Origin of the sequence: Pseudomonas sp. SJZ131 (assembly GCF_007828705.1) — a bacterium.
GTDB lineage: Bacteria > Pseudomonadota > Gammaproteobacteria > Pseudomonadales > Pseudomonadaceae > Aquipseudomonas > Aquipseudomonas prosekii.
The window spans coordinates 759,962-779,906 of the sequence record NZ_VIVC01000003.1 but is presented as its reverse complement, the minus strand read 5'-3'; the positions used below and the strand labels follow the sequence as shown (position 1 = coordinate 779,906).

19 protein-coding genes are annotated in these 19,945 nt (G+C 59.9%); 11 read left to right on the top strand and 8 right to left on the bottom strand.

What is annotated here, in order from left to right; translation table 11 throughout:
• Nucleotides 1–29: 29 nt before the first annotated feature.
• Genes znuB through zur form a run of 3 tightly spaced genes read right to left on the bottom strand, consistent with a single transcriptional unit; the run spans nucleotide 30 to nucleotide 2,078 of the window.
• Complete coding sequence (znuB, locus tag FBY12_RS17790) at nucleotides 30–818, bottom strand: zinc ABC transporter permease subunit ZnuB (RefSeq protein WP_121732559.1); 789 nt, start codon at nucleotides 816–818, stop codon at nucleotides 30–32.
• Nucleotides 811–1,596 (bottom strand): zinc ABC transporter ATP-binding protein ZnuC, encoded by a 786-nt coding sequence (gene znuC, locus FBY12_RS17785; protein ID WP_145254434.1) that lies wholly within the window; start codon nucleotides 1,594–1,596, stop codon nucleotides 811–813. The genes znuB and znuC overlap by 8 nt, the downstream gene beginning before the upstream one ends.
• Nucleotides 1,596–2,078 (bottom strand): zinc uptake transcriptional repressor Zur, encoded by a 483-nt coding sequence (gene zur, locus FBY12_RS17780; RefSeq protein WP_145254431.1) that lies wholly within the window; start codon nucleotides 2,076–2,078, stop codon nucleotides 1,596–1,598. The genes znuC and zur overlap by 1 nt, the downstream gene beginning before the upstream one ends.
• 57 nt (nucleotides 2,079–2,135) lie before the next feature.
• Here zur and FBY12_RS17775 point away from each other — a divergent pair, with 57 nt between their 5' ends.
• A complete protein-coding gene (locus tag FBY12_RS17775) occupies nucleotides 2,136–3,074 on the top strand; it encodes a zinc ABC transporter substrate-binding protein (RefSeq protein ID WP_145254429.1) in 939 nt (312 codons plus the stop codon).
• Between the two features lie 93 nt (nucleotides 3,075–3,167).
• Here FBY12_RS17775 and FBY12_RS17770 read toward each other — a convergent pair whose 3' ends face one another.
• Both FBY12_RS17770 and FBY12_RS17765 read right to left on the bottom strand, forming a co-directional pair.
• Nucleotides 3,168–4,118, bottom strand: coding sequence for a homoserine kinase (locus FBY12_RS17770; RefSeq protein ID WP_145254425.1), 951 nt, complete (start codon nucleotides 4,116–4,118; stop codon nucleotides 3,168–3,170).
• A 60-nt stretch (nucleotides 4,119–4,178) separates the two neighbouring features.
• Nucleotides 4,179–4,475, bottom strand: a complete 297-nt coding sequence (locus FBY12_RS17765) for a DUF2782 domain-containing protein (RefSeq protein ID WP_092275532.1) — start codon at nucleotides 4,473–4,475, stop codon at nucleotides 4,179–4,181.
• 74 nt (nucleotides 4,476–4,549) lie between these two features.
• On the opposite strand from FBY12_RS17765, the gene polA reads away from it, so the two are divergent.
• On the top strand, nucleotides 4,550–7,327 hold the full coding sequence (polA, locus tag FBY12_RS17760) for a DNA polymerase I (protein WP_145254421.1): 2,778 nt from the start codon (nucleotides 4,550–4,552) through the stop codon (nucleotides 7,325–7,327).
• 309 nt (nucleotides 7,328–7,636) lie between these two features.
• Here polA and yihA read toward each other — a convergent pair whose 3' ends face one another.
• On the bottom strand, nucleotides 7,637–8,278 hold the full coding sequence (yihA, locus tag FBY12_RS17755; RefSeq protein WP_092275538.1) for a ribosome biogenesis GTP-binding protein YihA/YsxC: 642 nt from the start codon (nucleotides 8,276–8,278) through the stop codon (nucleotides 7,637–7,639).
• A 191-nt stretch (nucleotides 8,279–8,469) separates the two neighbouring features.
• Between yihA and FBY12_RS17750 the strand changes: the two genes are divergently transcribed.
• From FBY12_RS17750 to FBY12_RS17715, 7 genes are all read left to right on the top strand, one after another.
• Nucleotides 8,470–8,760: a cytochrome c5 family protein gene (locus FBY12_RS17750; protein ID WP_008002190.1), complete on the top strand. Its 291-nt coding sequence runs from the start codon at nucleotides 8,470–8,472 to the stop codon at nucleotides 8,758–8,760.
• A 46-nt stretch (nucleotides 8,761–8,806) separates the two neighbouring features.
• Nucleotides 8,807–9,418, top strand: a complete 612-nt coding sequence (locus FBY12_RS17745) for a cytochrome c (RefSeq protein ID WP_145254418.1) — start codon at nucleotides 8,807–8,809, stop codon at nucleotides 9,416–9,418.
• A gap of 214 nt (nucleotides 9,419–9,632) precedes the next feature.
• A complete protein-coding gene (locus FBY12_RS17735) occupies nucleotides 9,633–10,274 on the top strand; it encodes a thiol:disulfide interchange protein DsbA/DsbL (RefSeq protein WP_092275548.1) in 642 nt (213 codons plus the stop codon).
• A gap of 14 nt (nucleotides 10,275–10,288) precedes the next feature.
• The gene (locus tag FBY12_RS17730; RefSeq protein WP_121732566.1) at nucleotides 10,289–11,167 is read left to right on the top strand and encodes an endonuclease/exonuclease/phosphatase family protein; all 879 of its coding nucleotides are present in this window, start codon (nucleotides 10,289–10,291) and stop codon (nucleotides 11,165–11,167) included.
• On the top strand, nucleotides 11,164–13,242 hold the full coding sequence (locus FBY12_RS17725) for a diguanylate cyclase (protein WP_145254415.1): 2,079 nt from the start codon (nucleotides 11,164–11,166) through the stop codon (nucleotides 13,240–13,242). Before FBY12_RS17730 ends, FBY12_RS17725 begins: the two co-directional genes overlap by 4 nt.
• Before the next feature lie 103 nt (nucleotides 13,243–13,345).
• Nucleotides 13,346–14,125 (top strand): N-acetylmuramoyl-L-alanine amidase, encoded by a 780-nt coding sequence (locus tag FBY12_RS17720; RefSeq protein ID WP_121732568.1) that lies wholly within the window; start codon nucleotides 13,346–13,348, stop codon nucleotides 14,123–14,125.
• Nucleotides 14,126–14,200: 75 nt separating this feature from the next.
• Nucleotides 14,201–15,814 carry an EAL domain-containing protein gene (locus FBY12_RS17715; protein WP_145254412.1) on the top strand — a complete coding sequence of 538 codons (1,614 nt, stop codon included), beginning with the start codon at nucleotides 14,201–14,203 and terminating at the stop codon, nucleotides 15,812–15,814.
• A gap of 6 nt (nucleotides 15,815–15,820) precedes the next feature.
• On the opposite strand, the gene FBY12_RS17710 is transcribed toward FBY12_RS17715, so the two are convergent.
• Together FBY12_RS17710 and algB are read right to left on the bottom strand one after the other, a co-directional pair.
• The gene (locus tag FBY12_RS17710) at nucleotides 15,821–17,611 is read right to left on the bottom strand and encodes a KinB sensor domain-containing domain (protein ID WP_145254409.1); all 1,791 of its coding nucleotides are present in this window, start codon (nucleotides 17,609–17,611) and stop codon (nucleotides 15,821–15,823) included.
• Between the two features lie 10 nt (nucleotides 17,612–17,621).
• Nucleotides 17,622–18,968, bottom strand: a complete 1,347-nt coding sequence (gene algB, locus FBY12_RS17705) for a sigma-54-dependent response regulator transcription factor AlgB (protein ID WP_092275566.1) — start codon at nucleotides 18,966–18,968, stop codon at nucleotides 17,622–17,624.
• A 440-nt stretch (nucleotides 18,969–19,408) separates the two neighbouring features.
• On the opposite strand from algB, the gene FBY12_RS17700 reads away from it, so the two are divergent.
• The gene (locus FBY12_RS17700) at nucleotides 19,409–19,696 is read left to right on the top strand and encodes a hypothetical protein (RefSeq protein ID WP_121732571.1); all 288 of its coding nucleotides are present in this window, start codon (nucleotides 19,409–19,411) and stop codon (nucleotides 19,694–19,696) included.
• A gap of 84 nt (nucleotides 19,697–19,780) precedes the next feature.
• Nucleotides 19,781–19,945 carry a DUF1328 domain-containing protein gene (locus tag FBY12_RS17695; protein ID WP_003177151.1) on the top strand — a complete coding sequence of 55 codons (165 nt, stop codon included), beginning with the start codon at nucleotides 19,781–19,783 and terminating at the stop codon, nucleotides 19,943–19,945.

Genomic DNA, 19,945 nt, shown 5'->3' with positions numbered 1-19,945 from the left:
CTCTCTATTTGCGCAAAAAACGAGCAAGTCTACACCCCTCGACGGGGCAGGACAAAACTCAGCAGAAACAGCGCGGCGGCCGCCACCACAATCGATGGGCCCGCCGGGGTGTCCTTGAACCATGACAACGCCAGCCCGCCACACACCGCGAGCATGCCCAGCAGGCTCGCACCCAGTGCCATCTGCTCCGGCGAACGGGCGTGACGCTGTGCCGCAGCCGCCGGAATGATCAACAGTGACGTAATCAGCAACACACCGACAATTTTCATTGCTACGGCGATGACCACGGCGATCAGCAACATCAGGGTCAGGCGCAACGCCGCCACCGGCAACCCTTCGACCCTGGCCAATTCTTCGTGGACGGTGATCGCCAGCAACGGCCGCCACAACGTCAGCAGCAACGCCAGCACCGCCGCGCTGCCGCCGAGGATCCACGCCAGATCGGTCGGGCTGATCGCCAGCAGGTCGCCGAACAGATACGCCATCAGGTCGATCCGCACTTCGTGCATGAAGCTTAGTACCACCAGGCCCAACGAGAGCGTGCTCGGTGCGAGAATTCCCAACAGCGTGTCGGACGCCAGCGGCTGGCGCTGCTGCAACGTCACCAGCAACACCGCCAGCAGCAGGCAGCCAACGGTGACCGCCACAGTCGGGCTGACATCCAGCAAAAAGCCCAGCGCCACGCCGAGCAATGCGGCGTGGGACAAGGTGTCGCCGAAATAGGCCATGCGCCGCCACACCACAAACGAACCCAGCGGGCCCGCGACCACTGCCAGGGCCAGACCTGCAAGCAGGGCGTAAAGCAGAAAATCAGCCATGCTTGCAGCCATCTCCATGAACGTGAGGTTGTGCCGACGGGGCGGCGGCGACCACGGAGCCATGCAAATCATGGGCGTGGTCGTGGTGGTGGTGATAAATCGCCAGGCTCTGCGCGTTTTTGCCGAACAACTCGACGAACGCCGGGTCGCTGCTGACTTGTTCCGGGTGCCCGGAGCAGCAGACGTGGCGGTTCAGGCACACCACTTGATCGGTGGTGCTCATCACCAAATGCAAATCGTGGGAAACCATCAATACGCCGCAACCATGGCGGTCGCGCAGGCGGGTGATCAGGCTGTACAGCTCGGCTTGGCCAGCGACATCGACGCCCTGCACCGGCTCGTCGAGCACCAGCAATTGCGGCTCACGCAACAACGCGCGAGCGAGCAAAACCCGCTGCATTTCGCCGCCGGAAACACTTTGTACCGGGCTGTCGATCACCTGTTCGGCGCCGACTTCCTTGAGCGCCGCCAAGGCTCGCGCACGGTCAACACCCGGCACCAGCCGCAGGAAGCGCAACACCGAAAGCGGCAAGGTCGGATCGACGTGGAGTTTTTGCGGCATGTAACCGACGCGCAGCTTGGGTTTACGCCAGACGCTGCCGCTGTCCGGCTTCAACAAACCGAGCACGGCGCGTACCAGCGTGGTTTTGCCGGCGCCATTGGGGCCGATCAGGGTGACGATCTGCCCAGGCTCGACGCTGAGGTCGATGCTTTCCAGCACCGGTTGGCCGGCAAACGTTACGGCCACTTGCTCAAGACGGATCAGCGCGTTGCTCATCAAGCCCCCTGGCAACCCGAACACAATCCGACCACTTCGACGGTTTGCGCTTCGACGATAAAACCGACGTCTTTGGCGCTGAGGACAATCGCGTCGCTGATGGCTTTTTGTTCGAGCTCAATGGCAGCGTGGCATTCGCGGCAAATCAGGAACTGGCCCTGGTGCGCATGCTCCGGGTGATTGCAGCCGACAAAGGCATTGAGCGAAGAGATGCGGTGCACCAGGCCGTTTTCCAGCAGGAAATCCAGCGCGCGGTACACGGTTGGCGGCGCGGCGCGGCGGCCGTCCTGCTCGCTGAGCACCGCCAGAATGTCGTAGGCGCCCAGCGGTTTATGGCTTTGCCACACCAGTTCCAGCACGCGCCGGCGCAGTTGCGTCAGGCGCAAGCCTTGACGGGCGCACAAGGCGTCGGCCTCGGACAATGCGCTGTGCACGCAATGAGAGTGGTCGTGGGGACGGCTGGCAATCGGTGTAATAGGCATGAGCGGCGACGATTTTTGTGAGAGACGTTATTATGTTACCCGTTCTCGCCTCTTCGAGTGGTCATCGTGTCCCGACTTTTTTCAAAGTGTTTCGTATTTTTCGCCGGTCTCCTACTGATCGGATCAGCGCACGCCGAGGTCAAAGTGCTCACCAGCATCAAGCCGCTACAGCTGATTGCCGCTGCCGTGCAGGACGGTGTGGCAGTCCCGGAAGTGTTGCTGCCACCGGGTGCCTCGCCGCATAACTACGCGCTGCGCCCGTCCGACGTACGGAAGGTGCAATCGGTCGATCTGCTGTACTGGATCGGTCCGGACATGGAAGGTTTCCTGCCGCGCGTGCTGAAAAGTCGTACAGCGCCGAGCGTCGCCGTGCAGGATCTGCCGGGGCTGAAATTGCGGCATTTCGCCGAAGACAGCCATTCCCATGCCGAAGAAGCCGGGCAGGCGGACGAACATGACCACGATCATCGTCCCGGCACGCTGGACGCGCATTTGTGGCTGTCGCCAGTCAACGCACGGGTGATCGCGACGAAAATGGCCGCTGACTTGAGCGATGCCGATCCGGCCAACGCGCCACGTTATCAGAGCAACCTCAAGGCCTTCGATGAGCGCCTGGATGCGCTGGACGCGCGACTGAAGGCACGGCTGGCGGGTATCTCGGGCAAACCTTATTTTGTGTTCCACGAAGCGTTCGATTATTTCGAAGACGCTTACGGGCTCAAGCATGCAGGCGTGTTCAGCGTTGCTGCGGAAGTGCAGCCCGGCGCCCAGCATGTCGCGGCGATGCGCGCGCGCTTGCAGGAAGTCGGCAAGACCTGCGTGTTCAGTGAACCGCCGTTGCGGCCAAGACTGGCGGAAACCCTGGTGGCGGGCTTGCCGGTAAAACTGGCAGAACTGGATGCGCTGGGCGGTTACACACCCGCGACTGCTCAGGGTTATGAGCAGGTGTTGGAGAAACTGGGCAATGACCTGGCCGGGTGCCTGGAGGCGTTGTAACCCGGACATCGGTGTCGACCCATTCGCGGGCAAGCCTTGCTCCTACAGGGAGGGTGCAATTTCCTGTAGGAGCGAGGCTTGCCCGCGAAGCTTTTAAAGCGCGAAAGGCAACGGCGTACTGATTTTCTGCCGTTGCGCCAAGCGCTGCTGGAATTCCAGCGGATCGTGGATCAACACGTCCTGCCCGGCAAAAGACTCTGCAGCAATCAACCGCGACAACCAGAAGCGCACGCACGCCACACGCAGCATGGTCGACCACAACTCGGCTTCCGCTGCCGTGAACGGGCGCAACCCCGCATAAGCGCCCAACAGCGCCCGGGCACGCGGCCCGTCAATCACCCCGTCGTCGTCCGAACACCAATCGTTCAAGGCAATCGCCACGTCGTACAGCATCGGCCCGGAACAGGCGTTGTAGAAGTCGATCAACCCGGTCAGGTGCGTGCCTTCAAACATCGCATTGTCGCGGAACAGGTCGGCGTGGATGTTGGCGCGTGGCAGCGCGAGAATTTTCTGTTTTTTCTCGCTGATTTCTTCCAACGCCCGTTGCAGCAGATCGCTTTGCTCGGCGTTCAGGTGCGAGAGCAGTTGCGTGCCCTCCTCCAGCATCCAGTCGAGGCCGCGATCAGTCTTGCGCTTGATCATGTTGGCTTGGGTCGCCAGATGCAGATGGCCGAGCAACTCGCCGACCTGCGTGCAATGCTGGGCATTGGCCTGCTTGATGTGTTTGCCCGGCAGGCGTGGCTGGAGCAACGCCGGTTTGCCGGCCAGTTCGCGCAACGCCACGCCGTCCTTGGTGCGCAGCGCGTACGGCACTGGCAGGTCGGCGTCGTGCAGCACGTCGAGCAATTCGATGAAAAACGACATTTCCTGAACCGGACCGCGCTCTACCAGGGTCAGGACAAACTCGCCCTGCTCCAGACTGATAAAGAAATTGGTGTTTTCACTACCGGCGGCAATCCCCTGGAAATCAAGCAGGCGGCCGAGCCCGTATGGGGCGAGAAAGGTTTCCAGCTCGGGCCGAGCCAGGGGAGTAAACACAGACATGGTTAAAAACTGCTCAGTTCGGGCGCCGCTATCAAAACGGCGCCGATTAAAGTTAAGAAACTACTTCCAGGTAAAGATTTCCCACGCGGGAATCAGCATATCCGGCTGGTCCGAACGGATGTAATTCGCGTCCGTGCCGTCCGCGCGCACCAGGAAATACGGTTTGCCAACGCTCGGCGTCACCTTGATGGCGTAGGTAAACCCGCCCTTCTTGTATTCCTGAATGACCTTGTCACCTTCCGTGTGTGTGCTGATGGTAACTTCCGGCTCCGAGGTCGGCGCATCATCCGCCGCCATGACGGCCAGTGGAACGGTGGCAAACAACCCAGCCAGCAACAGGCGATTTAACGTGCGCATGATAACCTTGTCCCTTTGTCGTCAATGGTCCCGCTATTCTAGCGCCGGACCCGCCGAAAAGGTTGATCGTGCTCATGAGCCAAGCCCCCCTCGTCCTGGTGGACGGTTCTTCTTACCTCTATCGCGCCTTTCACGCGCTGCCACCGCTGACCACCTCCCGAGGCCTGCCGACCGGCGCGGTCAAAGGTGTGTTGAACATGCTCAAGAGTCTGCGCAAGCAGTACCCGGAAAGCCCGTTCGCGGTGGTTTTCGACGCCAAGGGCGGGACCTTTCGTGACGAAATGTTCGCCGAATACAAGGCCAACCGCCCAAGCATGCCCGACGACATGCGCGTACAGATCGAGCCGCTGCACCAAAGCGTGATGGCCCTTGGCTTCCCGTTGCTGTGCGTCGATGGCGTCGAGGCCGATGACGTGATCGGCACGCTGGCCCGCAGCAGCGCGGCCGCCGACCGCCCGGTGGTGATTTCCACTGGCGACAAGGACATGGCGCAACTGGTCGACGGGCACATTACCTTGGTCAACACCATGACCGGTAGCGCGCTGGACGTGGAGGGCGTGAAGGAGAAATTCGGCGTCGCTCCCGAGCAGATCATCGATTATCTGGCGCTGATGGGCGATTCGTCCGACAACATTCCGGGCGTTCCGGGCATCGGCCCGAAAACCGCTTCCGGCCTGCTGGTCGGGGTTAACGGTGGCCTGACCGAGCTCTACGCGCAGCTCGACATCGTCCCGACCCTGCCGATTCGCGGCGCCAAAACCCTGGCCGCCAAGCTTGAAGAACACAAGGAGATGGCGTTCCTCTCCTATCGTCTGGCAACCATCAAGATCGACGTGCCGCTCGACATCGGCCTCGATGATTTACAAATGCGCGAACCGGATCACGACAAACTCGCCGAGCTGTACACGCTGTTGGAGTTCAAGAGCTGGTTCGAAGACAACCAGCGCGACGCCAAGCGCTCCGGCCAGCAAGTCGCCGCGCCGGTTGCGCAGGAAGAACCTGCCGCTGCTGCTGCTGAAATCAACTACACGACCATTCTCACCCAGGCCGATTTCGACCTTTGGCTGAAGAAGCTGCAAGACGCCAAACTGTTCGCCTTCGACACCGAAACCACCGGCATCGACGCGCAAAAAGCGCAATTGGTCGGGTTGTCGTTTGCCGTCCAGGCCTACGAAGCGGCCTACATTCCGCTGACGCATTCCTACATGGGCGCGCCGGAACAGCTGGATCGCGACACGGTGTTGCGCGCGCTGAAACCGATCCTTGAAGACCCAAGCAAACTCAAGGTCGGCCAGCACGCCAAGTTCGACATGAACATCCTCGCCAACTGCGCAATCGGCGGCGATCAGAGCTGTGGCATCAGCGTGCAAGGCATCGCTTTCGACACCATGCTCGAATCCTACGTGCTCGATTCCACGGCGACCCGCCACGACATGGACAGCCTGGCGCTCAAGTACCTGAATCACACCACCACCGGTTTTACCGACATCGCCGGCAAAGGCGCGAAGCAGCTGACCTTCGATCAGATTCCGTTGGAGCTGGCCGGGCCGTACGCCGCCGAAGATGCCGACATCACGCTGCGTCTGCACCAGACTTTGCAGGCCAAACTCAACGCAATCCCGAGTTTGAGCAAAGTCCTCAGCGACATCGAAATGCCGCTGGTGCCGGTGCTGGCGCGGATCGAGCGCCAGGGTGCGCTGGTCGATGCCGACCTGTTGGGCATCCAGAGCATCGAGCTCGGGAAGAAAATGGTCGAGCTGGAGCGCGAGGCTTATGTCCTCGCCGGGGAAGAGTTCAACCTCGGTTCGCCGAAGCAACTGGGCGCGATTCTGTACGACAAACTGGGCCTGCCGATCCTCAGCAAAACCGCCAAGGGCCAGGCATCCACTGCTGAAGCGGTGCTCGCGGAACTGGCCGAGCAGGATTTCCAACTGCCGAAAGTGCTGATGCAGTACCGCTCGATGAGCAAGCTGAAAAGCACCTACACCGACCGCTTGCCTGAGCAGATCAACGCGCGCACAAAGCGCGTGCACACTTCGTATCATCAAGCCGTGGCGGCCACCGGGCGTTTGTCATCCAGCGATCCGAACCTGCAGAACATCCCGATCCGCACGGCGGAAGGTCGGCGGATTCGTCAGGCGTTCGTCGCGCCGAAAGGCTACAAACTGCTGGCGGCGGACTATTCGCAAATTGAACTGCGAATCATGGCGCACCTGGCCAAGGACGAAGGCTTGCTGCACGCCTTCCGCAATGATCTGGACGTGCACAAAGCCACGGCGGCGGAAGTGTTTGGCGTTGAGCTGGCCGACGTCACCACCGATCAGCGGCGCAGCGCCAAAGCAATCAACTTCGGTTTGATCTACGGCATGAGCGCATTTGGCCTGGCCAAGCAGATTGGTGTCGATCGCAAGCAATCGCAGGCGTACATCGACCGTTATTTCGCGCGTTATCCGGGTGTGCTGGCGTACATGGAGCGCACGCGCAATCAAGCGGCCGAGCAGGGTTTCGTCGAAACCATTTTCGGTCGGCGTCTGTACCTGCCGGACATCAACGCGAAGAACCCGTCGCTGCGCAAAGGCGCCGAGCGCACGGCGATCAACGCGCCGATGCAAGGCACGGCGGCGGACATCATCAAGAAAGCCATGGTGGCGGTGGATAACTGGCTGACGGCCTCGGGGCTGGACGCCAAGGTCATCCTGCAAGTGCACGATGAATTGGTGCTTGAGGTGCGCGAAGATCTGGTGGACCAGGTTCGCGACGAGATCCGCGCGCACATGAGCGACGCGGTGCAGCTGGACGTGCCTCTGCTGGTTGAAGTCGGGGTCGGCAATAACTGGGATGAAGCTCACTGAGCCGTTTGAACAGGGGATTTCTGCTGCGGCATAGTGCCGCGGCAGATAAGTAATCGAAGGGCGCTCGCTAAATGGGGCTTAGCTCAAAAAGTGTGTCCGGTTATTCCAAAGGCATTGAAAAAAATTCTGAACTAATCTGCCAAATTGCCACTCAGAGTTTCTGAAAGGCTGGTGAAGCCCTTCGATGCTCCTATGTTGTGTTAAGTGTTGGCAGATATCTGGACCCCGCCCTAACGGTCCGGAACTTGAACCCCGGAACTTCCCCCTCCCCATACGAAGTCCGGGGTTTTTTTTGCCCGCGAGAAAGCCTTACTCGGCAATCTCGGCGCCCTTGTCCGCCAATTCCATCCAGCCCGCCAGTACCGTGTAAGCGTCTTCCAGGCCCAGGCGTTTCGGCGCCGAGAACAGCTGGATGGTAATGGTATCGCCCCATCCTTTACGGATATCGGCCTGAACCTTGAGCAGAACGTTTTTTGCTGCGCCGTAGGTCAGCTTGTCAGCCTTGGTCAGCAGAATGTGCATCGGCATGCCACTGGCGACGGCCCAATCGAGCATCAACAGGTCGAAGTCGGTCATTGGATGACGGATGTCCATCATCAGGATCAAACCTTTCAAACTCTCGCGGCCACCCAGATAAGCTTCCAGGTGACGCTGCCAGTGCAGCTTCAGCGGGATCGGTACTTTCGCGTAACCGTAACCCGGAAGGTCGACCAGACGACGATCATCGTCTAGCTTGAAGAAGTTCAAGAGTTGCGTGCGACCCGGAGTTTTCGAGGTCCGCGCCAGGCTGGCGTGAGTCAAAGTGTTCAGCGCGCTGGATTTACCGGCGTTGGAACGACCGGCGAAGGCGACTTCAAAGCCTTCGTCGTCCGGGCATTGGTCGACTTTGGCAGCGCTGAGCATGAAGGTGGACTGTTGGCACAGGCCAAGGATGGGGTTCTTGAGTTGCATGGGATTTCCGATGTGGGCGGCGCCGGGAATGGACGCGGCAAGCGGTGTCGTTTCCGTTTCAGTAGCGCCAGTATATAATGCCGCAGATTTTGTGTGCGCTTTGTCCCAGCGTAGGATGAAGTTCACGAGAGCGATTGACCTTGATTGCGCATTAGAACGCAAAACGCTCTCTACCCTGAAAAGGTCGTTTTATGACGAAATGGCTGCTAGCTGCCGGTGTCTTGATGCCGCTTTACAGCGCTCAGGCTACACAGGATCCGGAAGCTGTGTACAACCGTGTTTGTGGTGCCTGTCATTCCGGCCAACTCCCGATGGCGCCGAAAAAGGGCGATCAGGAAGCCTGGACGCCGAGGTTGGCGAAAGGTATGGAGACGCTGGTGCAACACGTGACCCAGGGTTTCAAGGCGATGCCGCCGCGTGGTTTGTGCATGGACTGCAGTGCCGAGGATTACCAAGCCATCATCCTTTGGATGAGCGAGTAAGCCCGGCCCATAACTCTTTAACCCTTAGCCGTAGTTGGATTAGCTGATGAACAAATTGATCGTGAGTCTGCTGTTGACCGTGGGGATCTCCGGCATTGCCCATGCTGCGGGTGATGCAAAAGCTGGTGAGGCGAAAGCCGCAGTGTGTGGCGCCTGTCATGGCCCGGATGGCAACAGCATGGCGCCAAACTTTCCGAAACTGGCGGGTCAGGGCGAGCGTTATCTGAACAAGCAGTTGCACGACATCAAGTCCGGCAAACGCACGGTACTGGAAATGACCGGCCTGCTGACCAACCTGAGCGATCAGGACCTGGCCGATCTCGCCGCCTACTTCGCCAGCCAGAAAAGCAGCGTTGGCGCCGCCGACCCGAAAATCGTGGATCGAGGTGAAGCGTTGTTCCGTGGTGGCAACCTGGCCAAGGGCCTGCCGGCCTGCACCGGTTGCCACTCGCCAGACGGCTCGGGCAACGCCGCCGCCGGTTTCCCGCATCTGGGTGGCCAGCACGCTCAATACATCGCCAAGCAGCTAACCGATTTCCGCAAGGAAGAAGGTGGCCGCGCCAACGACGGCGACACCAAAACCATGCAGACCATCGCCAAACGGCTGAGCGACGAAGATATCGCCGCCGTCTCCAGCTACATTCAGGGTCTGCACTAAGCGCCGGGATTTGGCGTAGCGGATCGAGCATTGCGGGGGACGGACATCCCCTGCAACGTTAACGCTCGATTAATCCGACGCTGCAAGCATAAAAAGGGTGGCTTTGGCCGCCCTTTTTTGTGGCCGCTGCCGTTACACTACAGAACTCACGCCCGCCATGACCTGTCTGAAACTCAGGTCGCGCGAGGCGACCAAAATTGTCCAGGAGTAAAGCATGCGTAATCTGATCATCAGCGCCGCACTCGTCGCTGCCAGCCTGTTCGGCGTGACTGCTCAAGCCGCTGAAGCACCCGCCGCACCTTACGTCGAACTGACCAACGCTGTACCGGTTGCAGTCCCTGGCAAGATCGAAGTCGTGGAGCTGTTCTGGTATGGCTGCCCGCATTGCTACGCTTTTGAACCGGTGATCAATCCTTGGGTTGAGAAACTGCCTTCCGACGTCAATTTCGTGCGCATTCCTGCCCTGTTTGGTGGCCCATGGGACGCCCACGGTCAAATGTTCCTGACCCTGCAAAGCATGGGTGTCGAGCACAAGGTTCACGCCGCCGTGTTCGAAGCGATCCAGAAACAACACAAGAAATTGGTCACGCCTGAAGAAATGGCAGAATTCCTCGCCACTCAGGGCATCGACAAGGACAAGTTCCTCGCGACCTTCAATTCCTTCGCAATCAAAGGTCAGATGACCAAAGCGAAAGAACTGGCGAAGAAATACGAAATCAGCGGCGTCCCAACCCTGATCGTCAACGGCAAGTACCGCTTTGACGTCGGTTCTGCCGGCGGTGCCGAAAATGCTTTGAAGCTGGCCGATAAACTGGTCGATCAAGAGCGAGCGGCTACCAAGGCTGCCGCCAACTAAGGCCGGGCCCCGCCATGCGCCGCTGGGGTACTGAACGCGTTGTTGGCCTGCACGAAGCGCGGGTCAATTCGCATCATCTGGAATCAACGGGCCTGCCCGCAGACAGTCGTCTGCGTTTGCTCAGCTTCAATATCCAGGTCGGCATCAGTACCGAGCGGTATCGGCACTACCTGACTCGTGGCTGGCAACACCTGTTGCCGCACACCGGGCGTGCCGACAACCTGCAAAAGATCGGCAATCTGCTCGGCGACTTCGATCTGGTCGCCTTGCAGGAAGCCGATGGCGGCAGCCTGCGTTCAGGCTACGTCAACCAAGTCGAACACCTGGCCCAGCTCGGGGCCTTCCCTTACTGGTATCAACAACTCAATCGCAACCTCGGTCGCCTCGGCCAGCACAGCAATGGCGTGCTCAGCCGCCTGCGCCCGTGGGCGATTGAAGATCATCCGCTGCCGGGACCCAAGGGGCGCGGGGCAATCCTGGTGCGTTTTGGCGAAGGTCCGGAAGCGCTGATCGTGGTGATGATGCACCTGGCGCTCGGCGCTCGTACCCGCAGCATGCAATTGGCCTATATCCGCGAATTGATCGGCGGCTACAAGCATCAGGTTCTGATGGGCGACATGAATACCCACGCCAGCGACTTGCTGCAAAACTCGCCGTTGCGTGACCTCGGCCTGCTGGCGCCGCAACTCGAAGCAACCTTCCCCAGCTGGCGCCCGCAACGCTGCCTCGACCACATTCTGCTCAGCCCGACCCTGACCCTGGAAAGAGTCGAAGTGCTGGCACAACCGATTTCCGATCACCTGCCCGTCGCGGTAGAGATTCGTTTGCCGGGTTCGCTCACGGCCGATTCATTACCCGCGTTGAGACCCGACCCTCGCGGACCCGATGAATGAGCGACGAAGCACAGCGCTGGAAAGAGAAATACCTTAAAAGCATCGAACAACAGGAAAAACTCGAGCGTCGCTGGGACGCCCGGCTCGACCTGCTGCGCCGTGGGCTGGTGCGCAGCACATTGGCGGCCGAAGGTACCGACCGCGCTGTTGACTTGTGCATGAAGGAAATGCGCGAAGTAGTGCGCACCGATGACATGGACGCAGGCCTCGCCGCCCTTCTGCCACGCCTGGAAAAAGCCGTGCTCGACTCCGAGCAGCGCCGCGAAACCCGGGTCGATCAAGTCAGCGCCGCGCTGAATGCGCTGGTCTCGCAGTTGCAGGCATTGCCATTGCCGCGAGAGGTCAGCAAACCGCTCAAGGCCTTCGCCAAACAACTCGATGGACGCGTCGGCCAGGCCCGCGAGATTCCCTTGCTGCTCAGCGAACTGAGCGGCCTGCAAGGCAAAGCCCTGCACCAACTCGAGAGCCCCGCCGAGCCCGGGCGCCCGGGTTTGCTGCAGCGGTTGTTTGGTAGCCGCGAGGCAGAGGAATCGGCAGCACAAGACGTTGCGCCGACAGTGCAGGCACCGATACAACCAGCGCCCGCTGCCGAAGTATCAATCGCCGAGGCCGAAAAACCAGCACCCGTCGCGTCGCAAACTTCTGCACCGGTTATTGAGCAACCAGCTACTGAAGCGTCAATTCCCGAAACACCAATCTCAGAAACACCAATCCTCGAAGCACCCGTTGATGCAGCACCGCTCCCGGAAGTCGTGGCATTCGCCCCACCGGGCCTGGAGCCGCAAGTCGAAAGCGCCCCCATCGCGCAATCCGCTCCCGAACTACCTCAAGCGCAAGTCATCGCGCCCGAGCCGCCCGCCCAATCTATCTTCAATCCAGATGAACTGACCCCGGCGCCGCCACCCGAAACGCCACTATTGCTCGACACCCTGCCCTTGCCCGCCGTCATGGCCCAGGCACTGGCGGCCATCGATCCGGAACACCCCGAGCAAGACATTCTCTACGCGCTGCCGGACTCACCCGAGCCGTCTTACAGTTCCGTGGCCGCGCACATCGAGCAAACGCTGCTGGGTCTGCTCGATGACCTGACCCTGCCCGAACGCCATCGCCCGCAGGCCGAGGCGATGCGCGAACGCTTGAAGAATGGCTTGAACTGGTACGAATTGCTGCCGATCCTCGACGATCTGGCGACGTTGATGCTGGCGATCACCGACAGCGGCCAGCATGAGTTTGAAGCGTATTTGCAGCAGCTCAACGAACGTCTCGAGTCGTTCCAGAGCAATCTGCAAGCCGCCAGCGCCGGGCACGCAGACAACCGCTCCGCCGCGCGCGAGATGGACACGCAGATCCGCGAGCAGGTCGACGGTTTGCACACCAGCATGCAGGACGCCGCCGACCTCGACGACCTCAAGCACGTCCTCGAAAACCATCTCGAAGGCTTGCTCGGGACCATGGACCAGCACCAAAAACAGCGCGACGAACGTGAACAGGAAGTCGCCGCGCGCCTGCACAGCCTGGCCGAACGGGTCGCGCACATGGAGCAGGAAGCCATGGGCTATCGCGAGCACCTTGAAGAACAACGGCAGAAGGCCCTGATCGATCCGCTGACCGGCCTGCCCAACCGCGCAGCCTGGAGCGAACGGCTGGAACACGAGATCAGCGAGTGGCAGCAACACGGCAACACGCTGATGCTGGCCATGCTCGATCTCGACCATTTCAAACGGATCAACGATAACTACGGCCACCTCGCCGGCGACAAAGTGCTGAAGATCATCGCCAGCGTGTTGCGCAAACGCCTGCGCGGCTCGGACTTCATCGCTCGATTCGGCGGCGAAGAATTTGTGCTGTTGATGCCTGCCACCGTGCCGGCCGTCGGCGCGAAACTGCTGGAAACCCTGCGCGCAGCGATCGAAGCCTGCCCTTTCCACTTCAAGGGCGAACGCGTGACCATCACCGTGTCCATGGGACTGGCGGCATTCAAACCCGGCGAACATAGCGATATGGTGCTTAAAAGAGCCGATCAGGCGTTATATCGAGCCAAACATGCCGGGCGAAACCGGGTGGAATTGGCCTGAGAGCCAATTGTTCCATTTTGTTTAATCCAGCGCCGTCGCCGTCATCATTCGGGCGATTACGTTACACTGTTGCATTATCGTCCATCGTGTATTGCCATCTGCCATGAAATTTCTCACCTTCGTTGCCTGTTTTTTGCTGCTGGCCGGTTGCGCCAGCGGTCCGCGTTTCGACACCAGCCATCCTTCCGCCAATTTCGACAGCCGCACGCCGTTTGTGGTGCTGCATTACACCTCGGCGTCGCTGGAGCGCTCGCTGCAATTGTTGACCCACGGCGAGGTCAGCAGCCATTACCTGATTGGTGACGACAAAGGCGCGACCATCTACAAACTGGTCGATGAAAATATGCGCGCCTGGCACGCCGGTGAAAGCGAATGGCAAGGCCGGACCTGGCTGAACTCCAGCTCGATCGGCATCGAAATCGTCAATCCGGGTTTCCGCGACACGCCGACCGGGCGCCTCTGGTATCCGTACAGCGAAGATCAGATTCAAGCGCTGATCGTGCTGCTCAAGGACATCAGCAAACGCCACGGCATCAGCCCTCGACACATCATCGGCCACAGTGACATCGCGCCGTTGCGCAAACTCGATCCCGGCCCGCTGTTCCCGTGGAAACGCCTGGCCGCCGCCGGCCTGGGCGCATGGCCCAACGAACAGGCGGTCGCCGCCCGGCAGGCGCAATACACCGAGCACCTGCCCACCGTCGGCTGGTTCCAGGAACAGCTCGCGCGCCTCGGTTACGCGACGCCGCAAACCGGTGAACTGGATGTCGCTACTCGCCACGTAATCGCGGCTTTCCAGATGCATTACCGCCCTAGCCGTTTCGACGGCACGCCGGACGCGCAGACTGCGGCGATGTTATTGGTACTCAATCAGACAAAATAATGACGCCCGCCCGACGGTCGCGCTTTTTCTCAAACAGCAGCTATAACTCATTGGTAATTCTTCGGATGTTCCCAAATGGCTGCTACGCGCGAGAGGTTGCGAAGTTGGTTCTATCGCCCTTGGTTTTTGGCGATGCTCGCTGCTGTCTTCAGTGCAACGCTGCTGATGGCCGCCAGTCTGTTCATCGCGCTGCATCAGGTTGAGCAGAACGAAAGCCGCGAAATGAACGCTCAGGGTGAACGCTTTCTCGCCCGCCTCGAACAACTCTTCGGCCAGCTACGCGAAAGCCTCGACGATCTGGAGGCGCAGCCATTGCGCGGCTGCGATGACGAAATGATCGCGACGTTGCAGCAAGTCAGCTTCAGCTATCGCTTCGTGTATGAAGCCGCTTATATGGACGCCAGCCGCATTTGCTCGAACCGGCCGCGCCAGGAAGGCTTGTCGCTGATTCGCCCGCCGGACATCAAAGGCCCGACCTACAGTTATTGGCTGAACACCACCACCGAACCGGATGAAAACCGCGCCGCGTTGATGCTCGGTCGCGGCAATTTTCGCGTGGCGACCTCGCGCGGGCATTTGACCGACATGGTCGACCTCTCGCCCGGCAGCAGCCTGCTGGTGGTGCTCGACCACGGGCAACGGGCGATTCCGGTATTGGGCCTGGAGCAAATCTGGCCGCCTACTGAACCGTGGCCACCAAAAAGCCGCGACGCGCTGCAAGTCACCCACACTCGCCTGATCTACCGCATGCCGACCGATAATCCGGAATACCAACTGGTGCTGATCACTCCGCGCACCGGCACGCATGTGCCCGCCGCTTGGTGGTGGCTGCTGCCGGGCAGTCTGGTGCTGGGTATTTTCGTCGGTTTCCTGGTGTTTCTGCTGGTGCGCCAGCGCCAGTCGCTGGACGCCGAACTGCAAGGCGCGATCCGCCGTGGCGAGTTGCAAGTGCTGTATCAACCGATCTTCGACCTCGACAGCCGTAACTGCGTGGGTGCCGAAGCCCTGCTGCGGTGGCGCAGGCCGGACGGCACGCTGACCAGTCCGGACCTGTTTATCCCGATGGCCGAGAACACCGGGCAGATCCGGCAAATGACCGACTTCGTCCTGCAACGGCTGCTGGAACAGCTCGGTCAGTTGCTACGGGCCAACCCGCAACTCTATATTTCGGTCAATCTGGCCGCCTGCGACGTCATGGTGCCGCGCATCGGCCAAGTGATGGCGCGCCTGCTGACGGTGCACCGGGTCGCGGCCAGGCAGATTGCTTTTGAGGTGACTGAACGCGGATTGATTGACGTGGTGGTGGCGCGGGAAAACCTGCAAGCGCTGCGCAATGTTGGCCATCAGGTGCTGATCGACGATTTTGGCACCGGCTATTGCAGCCTCGCCTACCTGCAAACCCTGCCGGTGGATTGCCTGAAAATCGACAAGGCGTTTATCGATGCGCTGGGCCATGACGCTGCCAGCAGCGGGGTCGCGCCGCACATAATTCACATGGCCCAGGCCCTGCAACTGAAGGTGATTGCCGAGGGCATCGAGCATGAAGCGCAGGCGCAGTTTCTCAGCAGCGAAGGCGTCAAATACGGTCAGGGCTGGCTGTTCGCCCATGCGCTGAGCGCGGTGCAGTTCATCGAACTGATCACCCGTGGTCGACGACAAAACGGTCGCCGCATCGATGACGAAGCGTAAATCCGCTCAGACTGCCAGCGCCATGTAGAACTGCGTGCCCTGCCCCGGCCGCGAATAAACGCCCATCCGCCCGCCGTGCAGCTGCACGATTTCCTTGCACAACGCCAAGCCCAGCCCGGCGCCGCCCTTCTTCCGCCCGACCTGCACAAACGGCTCGAAAATCCGTCCTTGCTGGCCGTAGGCGATGCCTTCGCCATTGTCCTCGACGCTGATAATCACCCGCTCGCCGTGGCGCCGCGCCTGCAAGCGAATCTGCCCTTGCTCGGCGGTATGGCGCATGGCGTTGTCGATCAGGTTGTCGAGCACGCGATCCAATTGCGCCTGATCTGCCTGCAAGCGCGGCAATGGCCCCTGCACTTCGACCAGCAACTCGATGCCCTTCTCGGCTGCCGTTGCGGCAAATCGGTCCTGTGCCTGCGCCAGCAAATCTTCGATGGAGCACGGCGCCAGCGTGAGTTTTTGCAGGCCGTTCTGGTAACGCGAGAAATTCAGCAAGTCGTTGATCAACTGCATCAAGCGCTGCATTTCTTCATTAACCGTGTCGAGCAGATCGGCTTCGCGCGAATCCTCGGGAAACTTCGCCCGCTCGCGGAACAAGCCGAACGCCATGTGCATGCCGGTGACCGGCGTGCGCAATTCGTGCGAGGCGCGCAACACAAACTCGCTGCGCACCCGCTCGAACGCGCGCTGCTCGGTAACGTCGTGCAACACCATCACTGCGCCGAGGATGTGCCCTTGGGTGTGGCTGACCGGAGTCAGGCTGTACGTAAGCAACCGCGACTCGCCATCGACTTCGATGGCCAGATCTTCGGGCGCGCGCTCCAGCGTGCCGCCGCGCAGCACCAATTGCAGTTGTTCATCGAGTTCCGGCCGTTCGAGTGCGGTGCCCAAACCTTGGCCGAGTCGATCGCTGTCCCAACCCAATTGTCGTTGCGCCACCGGGTTCAGGTGCTCCAGATGACCCGCGCGATCGATCATCAGCAAACCGTCGTCGATGCTGTCGAGCACCGCTTGCAGGCGTTGCTGACCGGCGAGCAACTCGTCGACGTTGGTCGCCTGATGCTCGCGCAAGGCTTCGGCCATGATGCCGAAACGGCGGGTCAGCTGGTTCATTTCTGCAGCTGAGGAAATCGGCAGCGTCACTTCGAAATTGCCTTGGCCGATGTTGTCCGCCGCTTGTGCCAAGGCTTCGATCGGCGCGCCGAAGCGCCGGGCAATCGCGTGCGCCGTGATGAAACCGATGATCAGCACCGCCAGCCCGACAAATCCAAGCAGACCGGCGATCAGCAACGCGCGATCCCGGGCCTTGCGCTGAGTGTTGTTGATGTTGTCGAGTGCGCGTTTGTGTTCGGTGATCAAACCGTTGCGCAGCGCGTTGAATTTCTCCGTCAGCACCTGATTGCCGCTCAACACATGCGTTGGCTCGCGTGAATCGCTGAACGCCTGGAGGAAACTCAGGTAATCCTTTTTCGCCTGACTGAAACCGTATTGCACGGCGTCGCCCACTTGTTCATGGGCGATGCCTTCGTCGAGCAACTGGAAATAATGCTGCTTGGACGCCTCGAACGCAGCCGGATCAGGCTTTTCGCTGAGCATGATGATCAGCTGATCGCCCAGGGTCTGGCGCAGCTTGAGGCCGAGGTCGAGGTTGACGAAGTTGCTGCGAACCACGGCTTCCTGGCTGCCGGCCATTTGCATGACGCTGACCAAACCCAACATCAACCCGAGCAGCGCCACCGTGATGAGTGCGGAAATGCTCAGAAACAGCCGGGTCCGCAACTTCATCGCCAATTTCATCGGACATCGCTCACAGGTTGTACTGCTTGCGTTTGCGATACAGCGTCGAAGCGTCGATGCCAAGCGTCTTGGCCGCCTGATCAAGGGTGCCCGCCGTGGCCAGAACGGCGCCGATGTGGGCTTTTTCCAACTCGTCCAGGCTCAGCGCAGCGCCGACCCGTGGCGAATTGTTGGCCGGTTGTTCGGCCATGCCCAAGTGGCTGATTTCCACGCGTTCCTGCGGGCAGATAATGCTCGCCCGTTCGACCACGTTGCGCAGTTCACGAATGTTGCCCGGCCATCGATAGCTGAGCAGCGCTTCGCGCGCCTCGTCGCTGAACCCGCGTGCCGGTCGGGCGTATTCCTTGACGAAACGCGCAAGAAAACGATCCGCGAGGGTGAGGATGTCTTCGGTGCGTTCGCGCAATGGCGGCAGGTGCAAGGTGATGACGTTGAGGCGATAGAGCAAATCTTCACGGAAGCGACCGTCGCGGACCATGTCTTCGAGATTGAGGTTGGTCGCAGCCAAAATACGCACGTCAGCGCGGCGCGTGACCGGGTCGCCGACGCGTTCGTATTCCTTGTCCTGAATAAAGCGCAGTAATTTGGGCTGCAATGTCAGGGGGAAGTCGCCGATCTCGTCGAGAAACAGTGTGCCGCCATCGGCCTGATTGACGCGGCCCAAAGTGCTTTCGCTGGCGCCGGTGAACGCGCCGCGACTGTGGCCGAACAATTCGCTTTCCATCAATTCAGCGGTCAGCGACGGGCAGTTGATTGTCACGCAGGATTTTTTCTCGCGTTTGCTCCAGCCGTGAATGGCGCGGGCCAGCTCACCTTTACCGGTACCGGACTCGCCGAGAATCAGGATGTTGGCGTCGGTGCCGGCGACTTGGCGGGCGGTTTCCAGCACGACTTTCATCGCCGGGCTGTGCGAGTCCAGGCCATCCTTGGGTTTGCGCACTTCACCTTCGAGCGCTTCCAGACGTGCCGAGAGTTGGCGCACTTCCAGTTGCTTGGCGGTGGCCAAACGCAATTGATCGGGGCTGCACGGTTTGACCAGGTAATCGGCGGCGCCAGCCTGGATCGCATCGACGGCGGTGTCCACGGCCGAATGCGCAGTGACTATTACGACACGCATCCACGGCGCCTGAATGCGCATTTGCGCCAGTACATCGAGGCCATTGTCTTCGCCCAGACGCAAATCCAGGAAGCACAGGTCGAACACCTGACGCTGCAACAATGCATCAGCCTGGGCGGCGCTGTTGGCAGTGGCGACGGTGTAGCCCTCGTCTTCGAGGCAATAGCGGAAGGTACGAAGGATGGCGGATTCGTCGTCCACCAGCAGAATTCGGCCTTGTTGCTCAGTGGCTGATTCCATTTTCCTACGCTCCTTACTGAAAGATATTAGGTTAGTCCCGGATAAATCGGGCAAGTTGCATGGTTTATTCTGGTCCATTCCAGCACCGGCCGGGTAGTTATCTACAGGCCTGATTGCTAATGAACTGATTTTGTTGGTTTTTTACAGGAAACTGAACGTTTGGGCGATTGCCTACGTGAATGTCTGACATCCGCGACCTCCATTCAATTCAAAAAGTTTGAAATTTCCTACGAATTTATCGTGCATTACGCACGACCCTCAGAGACCCATCGTGCAGGATGCGTCCGAAGTGATTTTCATCGCATCTGTAACTTGTTGATTTTGCTGGTTTTTTTTCTTCGAAAAAGCTGGCACGCAGGCTGCAATAGTCTCGTTAACGCAGGGCATTCATGGAATGAGCGTCCTCAACAAGATGACCACCCAGGTGGAGGAGCTACAGGATGAATCGTCAACGTGCCGCACAACTGCGTATCTCGCCTCTGCACATCCAGCAAGGTTTGTTCGCCATGCTCGCTCTTTCGATCACTTTGATCGGCGGGCAGCAATATGCACGTTGGGAACAAAGCCAGCAGCCGGAAGCGCCGCGTTTGTCGATTCAACACGCCACCCAGACTCATTTCAGTGCCGTCAGCAGCAACCAGGCTGACAGCGCCCCAATGCGCATGATGGACGTCGACCAGGCTCAGCCTGTGGATCAGATGCCGCGTCAGGAACGTTGGGTGTTTTAAAGCATCACACTTGTAACGGCGTGTTTGCAGCGCCGTAAAAAGCACTACGGACACGACCCCTAAATAGAAGTAAGGAGAATCACCATGTTGAGTTGGGCAATCACTTTCCTGATTATCGCCATCATCGCCGCTGTTCTGGGCTTCGGTGGTATCGCGGGCACCGCTACGGGTATCGCCAAGATCCTGTTCGTTGTGTTCCTGGTGATGTTTATCGCTTCGTTCTTCTTCGGCCGTCGCGGTCGAGGCTGA

Excerpts from the sequence above, each read along its gene's own strand:
- znuB (WP_121732559.1), bottom strand. The coding sequence starts at position 818 with ATGGCTGATTTTCTGCTTTACGCCCTGCTTGCAGGTCTGGCCCTGGCA.
- znuC (WP_145254434.1), bottom strand. The coding sequence starts at position 1,596 with ATGAGCAACGCGCTGATCCGTCTTGAGCAAGTGGCCGTAACGTTTGCC.
- zur (WP_145254431.1), bottom strand. The coding sequence starts at position 2,078 with ATGCCTATTACACCGATTGCCAGCCGTCCCCACGACCACTCTCATTGC.
- FBY12_RS17770 (WP_145254425.1), bottom strand. The coding sequence starts at position 4,118 with ATGTCTGTGTTTACTCCCCTGGCTCGGCCCGAGCTGGAAACCTTTCTC.
- FBY12_RS17765 (WP_092275532.1), bottom strand. The coding sequence starts at position 4,475 with ATGCGCACGTTAAATCGCCTGTTGCTGGCTGGGTTGTTTGCCACCGTT.
- polA (WP_145254421.1), top strand. The coding sequence starts at position 4,550 with ATGAGCCAAGCCCCCCTCGTCCTGGTGGACGGTTCTTCTTACCTCTAT.
- yihA (WP_092275538.1), bottom strand. The coding sequence starts at position 8,278 with ATGCAACTCAAGAACCCCATCCTTGGCCTGTGCCAACAGTCCACCTTC.
- FBY12_RS17750 (WP_008002190.1), top strand. The coding sequence starts at position 8,470 with ATGACGAAATGGCTGCTAGCTGCCGGTGTCTTGATGCCGCTTTACAGC.
- FBY12_RS17745 (WP_145254418.1), top strand. The coding sequence starts at position 8,807 with ATGAACAAATTGATCGTGAGTCTGCTGTTGACCGTGGGGATCTCCGGC.
- FBY12_RS17735 (WP_092275548.1), top strand. The coding sequence starts at position 9,633 with ATGCGTAATCTGATCATCAGCGCCGCACTCGTCGCTGCCAGCCTGTTC.
- FBY12_RS17730 (WP_121732566.1), top strand. The coding sequence starts at position 10,289 with ATGCGCCGCTGGGGTACTGAACGCGTTGTTGGCCTGCACGAAGCGCGG.
- FBY12_RS17725 (WP_145254415.1), top strand. The coding sequence starts at position 11,164 with ATGAGCGACGAAGCACAGCGCTGGAAAGAGAAATACCTTAAAAGCATC.
- FBY12_RS17720 (WP_121732568.1), top strand. The coding sequence starts at position 13,346 with ATGAAATTTCTCACCTTCGTTGCCTGTTTTTTGCTGCTGGCCGGTTGC.
- FBY12_RS17715 (WP_145254412.1), top strand. The coding sequence starts at position 14,201 with ATGGCTGCTACGCGCGAGAGGTTGCGAAGTTGGTTCTATCGCCCTTGG.
- FBY12_RS17710 (WP_145254409.1), bottom strand. The coding sequence starts at position 17,611 with ATGAAATTGGCGATGAAGTTGCGGACCCGGCTGTTTCTGAGCATTTCC.
- algB (WP_092275566.1), bottom strand. The coding sequence starts at position 18,968 with ATGGAATCAGCCACTGAGCAACAAGGCCGAATTCTGCTGGTGGACGAC.
- FBY12_RS17700 (WP_121732571.1), top strand. The coding sequence starts at position 19,409 with ATGAATCGTCAACGTGCCGCACAACTGCGTATCTCGCCTCTGCACATC.
- FBY12_RS17695 (WP_003177151.1), top strand. The coding sequence starts at position 19,781 with ATGTTGAGTTGGGCAATCACTTTCCTGATTATCGCCATCATCGCCGCT.